Annotated in this window: 11 protein-coding genes; 3 read left to right on the top strand and 8 right to left on the bottom strand. The window is 61.1% G+C overall.

Going from position 1 to position 14,574, the window contains the following annotated elements:
* Positions 1–48: 48 nt before the first annotated feature.
* The gene (locus P3T20_RS03475) at positions 49–921 is read right to left on the bottom strand and encodes a manganese catalase family protein (RefSeq protein ID WP_074266256.1); all 873 of its coding nucleotides are present in this window, start codon (positions 919–921) and stop codon (positions 49–51) included.
* 425 nt (positions 922–1,346) lie between these two features.
* Here P3T20_RS03475 and P3T20_RS03470 point away from each other — a divergent pair, with 425 nt between their 5' ends.
* A complete protein-coding gene (locus P3T20_RS03470) occupies positions 1,347–1,784 on the top strand; it encodes a CopG family transcriptional regulator (protein ID WP_429286061.1) in 438 nt (145 codons plus the stop codon).
* 38 nt (positions 1,785–1,822) lie between these two features.
* Positions 1,823–2,977 carry an extracellular catalytic domain type 1 short-chain-length polyhydroxyalkanoate depolymerase gene (locus P3T20_RS03465; protein ID WP_429286194.1) on the top strand — a complete coding sequence of 385 codons (1,155 nt, stop codon included), beginning with the start codon at positions 1,823–1,825 and terminating at the stop codon, positions 2,975–2,977.
* Between the two features lie 22 nt (positions 2,978–2,999).
* On the opposite strand, the gene P3T20_RS03460 is transcribed toward P3T20_RS03465, so the two are convergent.
* From P3T20_RS03460 to P3T20_RS03440, 5 genes are all read right to left on the bottom strand, one after another.
* Entirely contained in the window at positions 3,000–4,262 is a 1,263-nt protein-coding gene (locus P3T20_RS03460) for a multidrug effflux MFS transporter (protein WP_429286060.1), read from the bottom strand.
* Positions 4,263–4,487: 225 nt separating this feature from the next.
* On the bottom strand, positions 4,488–6,470 hold the full coding sequence (locus tag P3T20_RS03455) for a glycoside hydrolase family 127 protein (protein ID WP_429286059.1): 1,983 nt from the start codon (positions 6,468–6,470) through the stop codon (positions 4,488–4,490).
* 15 nt (positions 6,471–6,485) lie between these two features.
* The gene (locus P3T20_RS03450; protein WP_429286058.1) at positions 6,486–7,433 is read right to left on the bottom strand and encodes a carbohydrate ABC transporter permease; all 948 of its coding nucleotides are present in this window, start codon (positions 7,431–7,433) and stop codon (positions 6,486–6,488) included.
* The gene (locus tag P3T20_RS03445; protein ID WP_429286057.1) at positions 7,426–8,367 is read right to left on the bottom strand and encodes a carbohydrate ABC transporter permease; all 942 of its coding nucleotides are present in this window, start codon (positions 8,365–8,367) and stop codon (positions 7,426–7,428) included. Before P3T20_RS03445 ends, P3T20_RS03450 begins: the two co-directional genes overlap by 8 nt.
* Before the next feature lie 12 nt (positions 8,368–8,379).
* Entirely contained in the window at positions 8,380–9,624 is a 1,245-nt protein-coding gene (locus P3T20_RS03440; protein WP_429286056.1) for an ABC transporter substrate-binding protein, read from the bottom strand.
* Positions 9,625–9,866: 242 nt separating this feature from the next.
* On the opposite strand from P3T20_RS03440, the gene P3T20_RS03435 reads away from it, so the two are divergent.
* A complete protein-coding gene (locus P3T20_RS03435; RefSeq protein ID WP_429286055.1) occupies positions 9,867–10,703 on the top strand; it encodes an AraC family transcriptional regulator in 837 nt (278 codons plus the stop codon).
* Between the two features lie 36 nt (positions 10,704–10,739).
* Here the strand turns inward: P3T20_RS03435 and P3T20_RS03430 are convergent, their stop codons facing one another.
* A complete protein-coding gene (locus P3T20_RS03430; protein ID WP_429286054.1) occupies positions 10,740–12,536 on the bottom strand; it encodes a peptidoglycan D,D-transpeptidase FtsI family protein in 1,797 nt (598 codons plus the stop codon).
* A 425-nt stretch (positions 12,537–12,961) separates the two neighbouring features.
* The gene (locus P3T20_RS03425; RefSeq protein WP_429286193.1) at positions 12,962–14,506 is read right to left on the bottom strand and encodes a methyl-accepting chemotaxis protein; all 1,545 of its coding nucleotides are present in this window, start codon (positions 14,504–14,506) and stop codon (positions 12,962–12,964) included.
* Between the last annotated feature and the right edge of the window lie 68 nt (positions 14,507–14,574).

Here is a 14,574-nt window from a genome sequence, read left to right as displayed (position 1 = left end):
GGCACTGGAAGCGCGGCCGTTAGGACAACCGCGCTTCCGTTAACCGCTTCAGACGGTCTGACCTGCGCCGAGATCAGCACCCGTGGTCGGGTCCGAGGTCGCATCCGATGCCGTTCTCGCAGCCATCGCCTGCAGCACCTTGACATCGCCGCGCGATACATTGACCGTGGCCATTCCGTCGCCGCCATCTACCGCCGGTTCGGGAGATTCGACGAACTCCCAATCCGGACCGTCGTTCCATGGACCGCGCGGCGCATCGTCGCCTCGCGACATGTTGTAGTACACGCTGGTGTATTGCGGCACGCCAGGCAGCTTGCCCTGAGGAAAGTTCGGCTGGATCGAGTGCAGCGCTTTCTCAAAGGATTTCTGATGGGCGATTTCGCGTGTCATCAGAAATCCAAGTGTCTCCTTGATACCCGGATCGTCCGTGACGTTGATGAGACGTTCATAGACGATCTTCGCGCGAGCCTCAGCAGCAATGTTCGAGCGCAGATCGGCCGTCGGCTCGCCGATCGTGTCGACGTACGAAGCGCACCACGGCACGCCAGCCGAGTTGGTCAGGGCCGGACCGCCACCGTACAGTAATGCTGTCGTATGGGAGTCGTTTCCTCCACCTGTCATGGATCGATACAGCTCCGCTTCGGCCTCCACAGCTTCGGCCAGTTGGCCTTTTGCGCTCTTGTTCAGCATCGCGACAATCGAGCCAACAATTTCCAGGTGACTCAACTCTTCGGTTGCGATATCGAACAGCAGATCCTTGCGGCCCGGATCATCTTCGCCGACCGCCTGGGTGAAATACCGGCACGCAGCACCGAGCTCTCCCTGAGGTCCGCCGAACTGCTCTAGCAGCAGATTCGCAAGACCAGGGTTCGGCGCGGCGACACGTACGGTGTACTGAAGACGTTTGTTGTGAATGAACATGAGACTTCTCCGGTGATTGGCCAAAGCAACTCCATGAGGGTGCGGACGTGAAGTAGTTACGTCGTACCTGTGCAGAATCGCGTGCGACCTTGAATCAACCCGGACGGCGGTACAACCGGAATGGTTGTCCGCACCCAACGATGGGCGCCCGGCTCTCAGAGCAACGGACGCTCTGGCGGATGTACGGCGAAGATGCCGTGCATGGCAACGTGTTGCCGCTAGTAGTGCAGCATGCGCTGTGCCCACCCTGCAATTCCGTTTGGGCAACGGCAATGAATCGCGACGAGTCGGTCGTTTGCCTTTTAGGGGTTGTTCACCAGCAAGCGCCGGATGTGTGGTGGCCCCATATGTGGGGGTTGACGCGGCACGCTGTTCACTCTATAACCATCTCATGACCATCTATATGGATGGTCAAGGGATGGAAAATGAACAAACGCAAACCGCAGGATTCGCTTGTCGTCGCATCTCGTCCAAAGGGCGGGGAGACCGAGAAGATCACCATTAATCTCGGCCCGGTCGACCTCGGCCAGATCGATCTGCTGGTCGAAGAAGGCTTTTACTCGAACCGCACCGATCTGATTCGCACGGCGATCAGAAACCAGTTGGCGACCCACGCCCAGACTGTCAGTGAGACGGTCACACGCCGGGCGTTGGTGCTGGGTCTGCAGCACTTCTCCAGGCAAGACCTGGAATCGGCACGAGCAGCCAGAAAGCGTCTGAATATTCATGTGCTGGGACTTGCCAGCATTGCATCCGACGTCACCCCTGAACTCGCGCTTGCCACGATCGAGTCGGTCGTGGTGCTCGGCGCATTCCACGCATCACCCGCGGTCAAGGCAGCGTTAGCCGGAAGAATCAGCTAGCCCGGCCGGCTGCTTCAGCCGACATAAGGAACACGATGATGAAGATGAACGAAGATTTCCTGTCCTCGATGCAGGAAGCGATGCGTCTGCTGCGTACGGCTGGTCCACTCGAAGCAACCGCAGCGATTCAACGAGCGCTGCGCGATAGCGATAGCGATGGCGACGGAGCCGGCAGGCAAGGCTCCACGACGGCTCAGCCGCCTGCTGCTACGCGCGATGCGCCACCTCCTCGCGACAGCACGGCCGCCGGGAGTCGATTTTCCCGAACGCATGCAACGGATGCGTCCTCACACCCGCATGTTGCCAGGCAGACAGATGTCGAAGACTGCGGATATTTCATTGAGCGCGCTTACACCAATGAAGCGGGACAGCGGAAATACAAGCTCTACGTGCCCAGCGGCTACAGGGATACACCATTGCCGCTGATCGTGATGTTGCATGGCTGTACCCAGGACGCGGACGATTTCGCACTGGGCACCCGCATGAACGCGCTCGCCGAGCGCCATGACTGTCTCGTGGCGTACCCCATCCAGCCGCAGAGGGCGAATGCGTCGAAATGCTGGAACTGGTTCAAGCCGGGCGACCAGCAGCGCGAGCGCGGCGAGCCCTCGTTGATTGCGGGAATCACCCGTGACGTGATGGCCAGCTACAGCGTCGATCCGGCCCGCGTGTACGTCGCCGGCTTGTCGGCAGGTGGAGCGATGGCCGCCGTGATGATTCACAGCTATCCGGAACTGTATGCCGCAGCGGGAATTCACTCGGGGCTGCCCTATCGCTGCGCGCACGACTTGCCTTCGGCACTTGCCGCGATGAAGGGGGGCAAACCGATACGACGCGGGCCGCTTGCAGACCGTCGCGATGGGCCGGGCATGCCGAAGCGGCCGTTGATCGTCTTTCATGGCGACGCGGACGCAACGGTTCACCCGTCCAATGGTAGCGAGCTCGTGCGGGAATTCAGCGCCGGTATTTCACCCGTCGATGAGGTGCCGGAACGCCGCGCAGGCATGCGTGCATGCACACGGCGGCGGCTGACAGCGGCCAACGGCGCGGACGCGGAGTATTGGACCATTCATGGCGCACCGCACGCATGGGCCGGTGGCAGCGCTCGCGGAACGTACACGGACGCCAGCGGCCCGGATGCCAGCGCCGAGATGATGCGATTCTTTCTCGCGCATCCACAGCAACGGCCGTAACGCCGGGCGAGACTGAACGCCCTCACACCGCCTCGCCGCCCGGGCACACCACAGGCTCCGGCGGTAGTTGCGCCAGATGTCGCAGCAGCTTCATCACCATCCAGACGACGGTGAGCGAGAGGATCACGAAGAACGCTGCGAGCGGCGTCAGGACCTGCACCGACACGAAGCCGGCGAGCCCCATCATCGCCGACGACACCAGCAGCAGCGCACACCCAAGGATCGCGCTCGTCAGGCCGGCAATATGCGGGAACAGCGAATTGCCCTTGGCCATAAACGTGGGATACATCGCGCCGGCGCAGAATCCCATTACGAGCACGGGCGTAGCGAGTGTCCAGATGCGCAGGCCGACCGTCAGCGCAAGCAGCAGCATGGCGATCGCGGCAGCGGCCATCATGCGCGCGCCGATCTGCAACCGCTGCTCGGCGGTCGGCAGACGCGGGCTGTGCAGGCGGTTCGACAGACCGCCCAGGAAGTACATCAAGCCGATGCCGAGCGCGAGGTAAGCGAAAAAGGTCGGCGGTTTGTGCAAGGTGTTCTGCACCATGAACGGCCCGACGATGTTGAACACGAGCAGGATGCTGTAGCACAGCCCCTGCGCGAGAAAGCAGCTCTGGAACACCGGACTCGAGAGCACCTTGCCCGCGTTCGTCAATAGCGTTCGCGGTTCCAGATGTACCGGCCGCCGCAACGTCTCGCGATAGCGCCACACCAATGCCCACATCACCAGCGAATAGACGAGCAGGAAGACAAGACAGGCGCGCCAGCCAAACCACGTTTGCAGATGCGCGCCGATCACGGGCGCCACGATCGGCGCGAGCCCCCACGCGATCGCCATGTAGGTGAATGCATGTACCAGTGTCTGCCCGGAGAACGAATCGGTGATGATCGCTTTCGCGAGCAGGTTGGTCGCGGCGATACCAAAGCCCTGCAGACAGCGGGCGAGGAGGAAGGTCTCCAGATTCGGCGCAGCGAGCGACAACAGGCAGCCGATTGTAAAAATTACGAGGCCGAATGCAAGTACGGGCTTGCGTCCGTATGCATCGGCTACGGGCCCGAAGACGAGCTGACCGATCGCATAAGCGGCCATGTAGCCGGACACGCTCGACTGGATCGCTTGAGGCGAAGTCGCGAAGAAACGTGCCATTGCGGGTAACGCGGGCACGTAAATGTCGATCGCGAGCTGTCCGGCTGAGGCGAACAGGCAGATCAGGAGCAACAGAAAGCGCGGCGAGTTAGGTTCGCGCGCGGGCATGCCGGCGCGGCCTGAGAAAGTGTGGTTCATGACAGCATCGAAGAGACGGATTCGGGGCGCGATATGAGTCGATGCGAGTGTCGAGCGCAGCGTATGGATGGCGCCATCGCCACGTATTGTGCCCGTTATCGCGCAAACCGACGCGATTCCCCTTGCGAGCGAGAGGGTTGGCCGCGAAAATCAATGTTCGCAGATGGTCGAACCCCGTCGCATGCCGTCAGTCATCACCACGGGTACATCGGGTATCTGAAGCCCTTATTCGCCCCGATAATTCAGCCACACCTTCATGGGTCCGCTCTCGCGGTTGTGCCAGGTGAAGTAGGGGATGGCCACGAACGTTGTTTCTCCAGGCCGCGCTCCTTCGGTTGCGCGCGTTGCCGGATTCAACGGCCTGTAGAGCGAGCTCGACCAGTCTGACTCTATTTCCTGCCGTCGCGCAGTGCCCTTGAGCACGACAACGCCGCCAAGCTGTTGCTCACGCCATTCCGTTTCGATGCGTTGAGGATCGACATATAGCTCGTCGAGATCGAGACCGGGCATGTCGGCATGCTCAACGCAGTACAGCACCGGCCCGCGGCTCAGCGCGATCCGGCCACGATTCTCGGCCACCTTAGGATGGCTTTGCCATATACGGGCCGTCATGGGCAGCTCAAGCCGAACCGAATCGCCTTGTTCCCACAGGCGTCGAATCGCAATGTAGCCGTTCGCGTCCGGCGTGGCGTCGACCGCGTTGCCATTGACCGCTACCGAGACCGGCAGATTCGGGTGAGCGGTTGCTGCCGATTGCCCTCGCGCCGCGATCAATCCACCCGCGCCGTCTACCCACCCCGGAACCCGCAGCTTCAGCGCGAACTCCGCTTGCGCGTCGATGCCGATCTCAACCACACCGTCCCACGGATAACGCGTCTGCTGGCGCAGTTTCACCGTGTGTCCACTGAAGTCGATACGCGCATCGCTCTCCATATACAGCTGCACGTAAATCGAATCGGCATCGGTGCCGTAGACATATCCGGGAAGCGAAGCGACGGTGCGTGCGACGTTCGGCGGGCAACATGCACAGTAGTACCAGGGTTGCCGGCGATGGCCGCCGTCGTCCTCCAGAGGGTTCACGTAGTAGTACGCCTGGCCGTCGAGCGACCAGCCCGGCAGCATGCCGTTGTATAGCGTCCATTCGAACAGGTCTGCGTAACGTGCATTGCCCGTTGCGGCCAGCAGACGATGGCACCACATCATGCTGCCTATCGCCGCGCAAGTCTCCGTATAGGCCTGTGCATTCGGCAGCTCGTAGTTCGCGCCAATCGCCTCTCCATCATGCCGTGAGCCGACGCCACCGGTGATGTACATGCGCTGTGCTGTCAGCCGGCTCCAGAGCGTTTCAAGCCGCGGCAGCAGGGCTGCTTCGCCGGTCTCCAGATAGAGATCCGTCACACCGCATGCCATGTACAAGGCGCGGACAGCATGCCCGGCAAGCGCTTCCATTTTCTCGAACGGCACGTCGTCCTGGAAGTACGCGTCACCGAAACGACCACCTGCGAGAAGGCCATGACCGCGTGCCTCGATAAAGAAGCGAGCAAGCTTGAGATACCGCTCGTGTCCCGTCTCCCGCGCCAGTTCGATGAGTGCCATTTCGATCTCTTCGTGTCCGTCGATGTCCTCGATCTTGCCTTCCGATTTCGGACCGAAGCGCTCGCACAACAGGTCGGCGACACGGACGGCAACATTGAGCAGGCGGCGCTGACCAGTCGCACGATGGTGGGCCACCGCAGCCTGGATCAGATGGCCCGCACAGTACATCTCATGAAGATCACGCAGGTTGGTCCAGCGTTCGCCTTTACGTTCCAGACAGAAATAGCTGTCGATATAACCGTCTTCGCCCTGCGCACGCTCGATCAGGGTGATGCCCTCATCGATACGTTTCTCGAGCAGCGCATCGGGCCCACGCGCGACGACCCACGACGCTGCTTCGAGCCATTTGTACAGGTCGCTGTCGTTGAAGAACAGCCCCACGTGCGGGCCGTCGTACTCACCGAACACCCGCCGGAAGTTGTTGAGCCGCCCAGTGCTTTCGAGGAGATCCCACTGGCTTGGCAGGGTCCGCTCGAGATTGGTCGCAAACCGTGGCCCCCAGAAATCGCCTTTCAGGTCGACTGCGTCGACCGCCACGGGTTTGATGTGCGCATAGCGGGTAGATGCTGCATCGACAACGACAGGTGGGCGCAAGGTTCTCGTATCGTTCATGGTGTGCATGGAGCGTTATGCCTTGACCGCACCAGCGATCAGACCGTTGATATAAAAGCGCTGCAGGAGCAGGAAGAGGATCGCGCAAGGCAGGATGGAAATCGTGATGCCGGCTTGCATCAGCCCCCAGTCGACGGCGCCAAGCTGACCGCTTTGCGCATTCAGGAGCATGACCGGCAACGTGTAGTTTTTTGCGTCGCCGATCAGGATCAGCGCGGCTAGCAGTTCATTCCACGAACCGAAGAACGCGAACAGACCCGCTGTGACGATCCCTGGCAACACCAGCGGCACCATGATCATGCGCAGCGACTGCAACGAACTGCAGCCGTCGATCAGCGAGGCATCCTCGATCTCGCGGGGCACGGCGTCGAACGAGTTGCGCATCATGAACACTGCAAACGGCAACTGGAACGTCGTGTAGACGAGCGCGAGGCCGAACAGCGTGCCCTGCAGATGCATCCAGCGCAGCAGGACGAATAGCGGATTGAGGATCGACTGGAACGGAATCATCAGCGTCGCGAGGATCACGACAAAGATCAGGTTGCGCCCCGGGAAACGGAATCGCGAGAATCCGTAGCCGCCGAGGGTGGACAACACGAGCGTCATCACGACCGTCAGCATCGCAACCGACGTACTGTTGCCGAGATAACGCCAGATGCCTGCGCCATAGCTCGCGAGGTTCTGATAGTTCTCGAACGATAGATGGGATGGAATCCACCTAGGTGGCGAAGCGCTGGCGTCGGCCGGCGAATAGAACGAGGTGAATGCAGACCAGCCGATCGGAAACAGAAACGCCAGCGTGAGCACGCTGCAGATGAGGTAGTAAAGCGCGATCGACAGCCTCGCCTTCAGCTTTGTCACGCGACTTGAATAATGGAGCGCATCCACATTGGACGCGGCGGGACTCGGCTTTGGCGTCGCGTGGGCGAAACCGGTGTCGGCGGAACGCAATCGGTTACTCATCGTCGTCTCGCAGAAGAATCATCTGGATCACGCTTAGCATGAGCAGCACGATCAGCAGCACCACGGACATCGCCGCGCCGTAGCCGAGCTTGAAGTAGGTGAACGACGCACGATAGATCCAGTGGACCACCGTGATGGTGGTGTTCATCGGCCCACCCTTGGTCATCACATAGAACTGCTCGAATGCCAGGTAGGAGCCGATCACCGCCATGATCAGTGCGAGCGCGAAGGTGCGCCGCATCATGGGCACGGTGATAAAGCGCTGCTGCGCCCACCATCCCGCGCCGTCGATGCGGGCTGCTTCATACAGATCGTATGGAATCGCCTGCATGCCGACGAGCATGATCACCATCGTGAATCCACACGCCTTCCACACCACCATCACGATCAACGACGCCAGCGCGGAGTTGGTATCGCCTAGCCACTGAACCGGCTCGCTGACGATACCCAGTTGCATCAGGATCGCGCTGAAGATGCCCACCTGGTCGTTGAACAGCCAGACCCAGAGCAGACTCGCTGTGGTCAGCCCGATCACGACCGGCAGGAAGAAGGCAGTCCTGAAGATGCCCACGAACCGGATCGCGCGCTTCACGAGCAACGCAAGCGCGAAAGCGACGACAAAGATGGCCGGCGTGACGAACAAGGTGTATTTGGTCGTAAACCAGAGCGCGCCCCAGAACGATTCGTCGTGCATCAGGTCGAGGTAATTTCTCAACCCGTTGAACGACGGCACGCCCATCAGCGGCCACTGATAGAACGACATGCCGATCGTCATTGCCAGCGGCAGCAGAAAAAATACCGCCGTGAAAGCGAGGCAGGGCAGCACAAACCAGTATCCTGCGCCCTGCCGGCCTAACCCTTTACGCGGCTTCTTTCGACCCATCTGCGGTGCGAGGCCCGCACCGCCTGTTGCCGGATCGCCAAGGACATCCATGGTCGTTAAATCCTATGGTGTGTTCAGGATCTGGGTGAAGCGGTCTTGCGCATTTGAAACGGCAACATCCACGCCTTTGCCGAAGACAGCTTCCTGGATCATGGCGGCCCAGGGTCCGTTTGGATCGTTGATCAACTGGTTGAACTTGATGCTATAGGGCGTTTTGCCTTGACTCATAGCCGTCGCGGCGGTCAAATAACGGCCGTCGAGCTTGCTATACGCGTTGCTCGCGAGGTCGACCCGCACGGGGATGCTGCCGTTTTTCGCAAACTGATCGACCTGGACCTGTTCGCCAAGACACCACTTGATGAACTCCATCGCGTCTTTCTTGTGCTGTGAACCGGCTGGGATCGCGATCACATCGCCGCCGGCGAAGCTCGCCCAGCCACTGTTCTGACCCGGCAGATACGCGAGTCCGAAATCTATCTCTGGATGACTTTTCTTCAGGACGCCGATTGAAAACGCGCCGGACCCGACCATGCCGATTTTTCCGGTCTCGAACGCGTTGATGAAGTTGACGCCGCTGTCGGTCTTGGCGCTTGCGGGCATCTCACCCGCTTCCCACATACGACGGTACATGGCGAGCGTGCCTTCGAGCGCTGGATTCTTCAGCGTCGCGGTCTTGCCGTCGGCCGACAGCACGTCACCGCCCGAGGCCCACACATAAGGTGTCAACGTAAAGATGTTGCAGCTGCCGCAGGCGCCCGAGAAATAGAAACCTTTAACCCCGCCGCCGAGCGCGGTGATCTTTTTCGCATCGGCTTCGAGTTCGGCCCAGGTTTTGGGCGGCTGGTCGGGATTCAATCCGGCGCGTTTGAACAATGTCTTGTTGTACAGCAGCATCGAACTTTCAGCGCTAAAGGGCAGCGCGTATTGCTTGCCCTGATAAGTTCCGAGCCGCATATGCGATGGACTCAGGCTCTGATAGAAGGGCAGCTTTTTGGCTTCATCCGTGATGTCGGTCAACTGCCCGTCGTGCGCGAACTCGGGCGTGTAGATCAGATCGATTGCAATCACGTCGGGCGCAGCGCCGCCAGCCGACGCCGTGCCGAACTTTGTCACGAAGTCGTCATTCGGAATGATGGTCAGGTTGACCTTGGTGGGATGGCTCGCGTTCCATGCGGTAACGACCGGGGTCACAAAACCCGAGTCCGACGCGCGCACCCAGAAAGAAAGGCCATCGTCGGCCTGTGCATGAGTGGCGGCGAGCACTGTCGCGCATGCCCATAGACGAAGCCATCGGTTGCAACGAATCATAGGTGTCTCCTCCTATTGCCGATGCACGTCCCGCGACGCTTTCCGGACCGTCGGGCTCGCTGCGCCAGCCGGGTACACGCATCGGTTGCTTCTGAGAAATGTGATTTTTTCGACCTTGGCGGGTCGTACCGAATCTTTCCGACTTCCCACGAACGCCAAGTCTGGAAAGCTTGACACGCCCGACCTGCCCTCGCAAGATGAAGAAACCGCAGTAAAACGCGCTAATTCCGACTTTTTGCGTAATGACCGATCCCGCGCTCCATCTGGCATTTCCACTGGGTCTCGAAGCAAGCAATGGCGGGCTGTTTGTGTCGCGCGGAGTGGGCGTGCATCCATCGCGGACGATCCAGTCGTACGAGCTGATCTACGTGCGGCAGGGCTGCCTGAATCTTCACGAAGGCGGACAGCTATTCGAGGTGAACGCAGGGGAGACACTGCTGCTTTGGCCTGGGCGGCTGCATGGGGGGACGTCTCCGTTTGCACCGGATCTCAGGTTCTATTGGGTGCATTTCACGTTGCCAGATGCGCCGCGCAGCGGGTCGGCGTTGGAAGTGTTGCTGGAGATTCCTCAACACGCCAGGGTCGAGCGGCCCGATCATTTATCTGGCATGTTCCAGCGCCTGTTGAACGATCAGCAGATCTACGGCGTGCAACCGTTGCCGGACAGTCTGACGATCCTGCTGATGCTATGGGAACTCAAGCGCTCGCGGGTCGCGGCGACGGCGGCCGACGGCGCGCCCCAGCAACTCGCGGCAAGCGCCGATCAATGGATTCGCACGCATTTTCATGAAGCGATCAACGCCTCGGCGATTGCCGCGCATCTTGACTGCAATGCGGACTACCTGGGGCGTGTGTATCGCGCCACCTATGGGCGCACGTTGACGGACGCGGTGCACGAACAGCGCATGCTGCACGCGGCCATCCTGCTTGCGGAAGACCGCTTGACGATCGCGCAGGTCGCTTATGCGTGTGGGTTCGAGGACAGCGGATATTTCAGGCGGCTGTTCAAGAGAAGCAGAGGGATGACGCCGAACGCGTTCCGGCGCCTGCATGTGCGGGTGCATGTGAATACGGCCTGAGGACGCGCATGCGGCGGCGCTGTTACCGCCTCCGCCTCACGCATCCGGCGGCACACCTAGCAACTGCAACGCCCCACCGGTCACCGCGCCGAACACAGGACCGGCAACCGTGCCGCCGTAGAATGCCTTGCCAGCCGGATCGTCGATCATGACGGCGACGATCAGGCGCGGGTCGCTCATCGGCGCCATGCCGACGAACAATGCGCGATAGCGATTCTTCGCATACGACGCGCCGATCTGCTTGCGCGCCGTCCCGGTCTTGCCACCGACCCGGTAGCCGTCGACTGCCGCGGCGCGTCCGGTGCCACCCGGTCCGATCGCCATTTCGAGCATCTCGCGGATGGCATGTGCAGTGGCGGGCGTCGTCACTGCGTGGCTAAAGCCGGCGGTGAGCGGCGAGTCGCCGCTGTCTGCAGCAGGAGCGAGGCCGTCACCATCCTGTTGTTCATTCATTTGCCCACCGGGTTGCCGTTCGACCGTATCCTCCAGCAGCAAACGCACCGGATGCAGCGTGCCGTCGCCCGCATAGGCGGTGTACATCTGCGCGAGTTGCAGCAGCGACGCCGACAGCCCGTAGCCATAAGCCATCGTGGCCTGCTCGATGGGCCGCCAGCGTCTGTGCGGGCGCACCTTGCCCGCGGCAGCGCCGGGGAAGGTTAGTTCCGGCCGGCGCCCGAGGCCATAGTCCTGGTACTTGTTCCAGATCGTCTCGGCCGGCAGATTGAGCGCGAGTTTGGCGAGTGCGATGTTGCTCGACTTCTGCACCGCTTCGGCCACGGTCATCACGCCGTGATTCGAGGTGTCGTGAATCACGGCTGGTCCAATCCGGTACCACCCCGGCGTTGTATCGATCAGGCTTTGCGGCCCGACCATACCCTTGTCCATGGATAGCGCGACGACCAGCGGCTTGATCGTCGACCCCGGCTCGAACGTATCGACGACGGCCCGATTGCGCAGTTGGCGGCCGCTCAGCCGCGTGCGGTCGTTCGGATCGAAGCTCGGATAGTTCGCGAGTGCGAGGATCTCGCCGTTGCGCGCGTCGAGCACCACGACGCTGCCAGCTTCCGCACTGTGCTTCGCAATCGCCGCCTTCAGTTGCGCATAGGCGAGTTGCTGGATGCGGCGGTCGATGGTCAGGCGGATCGTCGCGCCGTTGTGCGCCGGTACGAGTGGACGCGTGTCCGACACCACCCGGCCGAGCCGGTCGCGGATCACCTCGCGCTGACCCGCCGCGCCGCTTAACTGCAGGTTGGCGGCGAGTTCGACACCTTCCTGGCCTTTGTCCTCGATATCCGTGAAGCCGACCACATGCGCCGCCGATTCACCTTCCGGATAGAAGCGCTTCGAATCGGCGATCTGCGTGATGCCGGCGAGTTGCAGCTTGTCGATGCGGCTGGCCGTGTCCGCGTCCACCTGGCGCTTGAGCAGCACGAATGTTTTGTCGCCGGCTACACGGCTGCGTAGTTCCACGAGCGGTACCTTGAGCAGCCTGGCGAGCGGCAAAAAACATGTCTCATCGAGCAGCCTGGGCGTTGCCCAGACCTCATAGGTCGCGAGACTGACCGCGAGCATTGAACCGTTGCGATCGACAATCCGTCCGCGTGTGGCGTCCAGTTCGATGACGCGTTGATAGCGCTTTTGTCCCTGGCCTGCATAAAAGTTCTGATTGACCACCTGGACCCAGAAAGCGCGTGCGGCGAGGCCGCCGAATGCCACGAACATCAGCACGATGATGAATTTTGAACGCCATGTCGGCAGGCGCGACGCGAGCATGGGGTGTCTCGCGGCCGATGCGTAAGTCCGAGGTGGCTGCGATCTGGGCTTCTGGAACATGAGTGCGGATGCGAGCAGCGAACGCAGGTGGCGGCAACGTCGTGATTGTAATTAAAACGTAATATTAATGCGAGGCCTATGCGAGCCCATAGCGACGGCGAGGAAGCACGTCGCGTCAAGGACGTCGGGCTTTGCTTAAGCGGGTTGCAAAGGGGAGAGAAGTTGCGCTTCCGTAGATCGGTGCGCGTAGGGAAACACGAAGAGAAGGAAGGCGGCGGGTCAAAAACCAGCCACGCAGCCTGAAAAATCCGCGCGACTGGTTCGTTCAAACAATGCGTCTCTCCGACGCGGCGTGTTGAGAGGCGCCCGGCCACCAAACGCATCCCAATAGGCGTTTTGCGGGCGCCTTCTTTTCAGGCATCGAGCGCGTGTTAAAGGCGCCCGGCAGAAACAGGTAACGTATGTATAGCTATAGCGGCTCGCCCTCAGGCCGGCAGCGCAAAACTCGAGATTGCTTCGCGCAGCGAGCCGACCTGATCCTTGAGCGAGTGCGCAGCGGCGGCAGCCTGCTCGACCAATGCCGCGTTCTGCTGCGTGACCTGATCCATCTCACCGACCGCGCGGTTGACCTGTTCGATGCCGGCGCTTTGCTCACGCGAGGCGTGGCTGATTTCCTCGAGAATTTCGTTGACGCGGCGTACTGACTGCACGATCTCGCCCATCGTCGAACCGGCGTTGGCGACTAGCGATGCACCGGCCTCGACAGTATTCGTGGAGGTTTCGATCAGCGCCTTGATTTCCTTGGCAGCGGTGGCCGAGCGTTGTGCGAGGCTGCGCACTTCCGAGGCGACGACGGCGAAGCCGCGGCCCTGTTCGCCAGCGCGAGCCGCTTCGACGGCTGCATTGAGGGCGAGGATGTTGGTCTGGAAAGCGATCCCATCGATCACGCCGATGATGTCACCGATCTGACGCGAGCTATGAGTGATTTCGCCCATGGTGCGGACCACGTCGTCGACGACGCGGCTGCCGCGCGTGGCGACGTCCGCTGCCTGGCCGGCGAGTTGCGCGGCCTGGGTGGCGCTCTCGGCGTTCTGCTTAACGTTGACCGTCATCTGATCCATGCTGGAGGCGGTCTGGACGAGCGCAGCGGCCTGTTGCTCGGTGCGTTGCGAGAGATCGGTATTGCCGGCGGCGATTTCGGAAGCGCCCACGTTGATGTTTTCCGTTCCGGTGCGCACGCGCGACACGGTTTCGACGAGGCCGGCCTGCATGGTGTGCAGGGCGTGCAACAGGCTACCGGTATCGCGATACTGGACCGGCACGTTGACGGCGAGATTGCCGCTTGCCATACGCTGTGCGGCGATGACGGCGATTTCGAGCTCGCCACCGAGAGCGTGACGTACGCTGCGGAGCACCAGCATCATGACGAACGTGGCGATGCCGCCGAGGACCGTGGTGATGGCGAGCCAGACGATGAGACTGGCGTAGAAGGCTTGCTGAACGTCGTCCATGTACATACCGGTGACGACGTACCAGTCCCAGGGGGCGAAGCGCAGTGAGACGCTGGTTTTGGGGACGGGCTGATCATGGCCGGGTTTGCTCCACAGATACGAGACGAAGCCGCCGTTGACGTTGCTGTTACCCGCGTTGACGATGTTGACGTACAGATGATTGCCGGCTGGATCGGTGAACTGGGACATGTCCTTGCCGTTGAGTTCGGGCTTGATGGGGTGCATCAGCACGACCGGCTGCGAGTTGTTAACGGAGACATAGCCGTCTTTGCCGTAGCGCACGGAGGCGAGGACGGCGAGGGCCTGTTTCTGGGCGTCGGGCTCGCTGAGAGCGTGTTGCTGGGACAGCGTGTAGTAGTGGTTAATGATGCTGACGGATTGCTGGGCGACGGCCATGAGTTGATCGCGGCGCTCGGAGATCATGGAGGCGCGGTTTTGGTACGCGCCAAAGCCGCCGATCAGAATCAGGCCGATCCATAAGATGAGGATCATCGACCCGAGTTTTTTGTTCAAGGTCATGGAGGGCATTTTGCGAGTTCCAGGTGAGGGTGTTTTTTCGCCCGCGGCGGGCTTGGGGTTATGGTGTT

The sequence above is a fragment of the Paraburkholderia sp. GAS206C genome (genome assembly GCF_050435645.1).
GTDB lineage: Bacteria > Pseudomonadota > Gammaproteobacteria > Burkholderiales > Burkholderiaceae > Paraburkholderia > Paraburkholderia phenazinium_B.
Note: the sequence above shows the minus strand (reverse complement) of the source record. Positions and strands in the feature narration are given on the sequence as shown.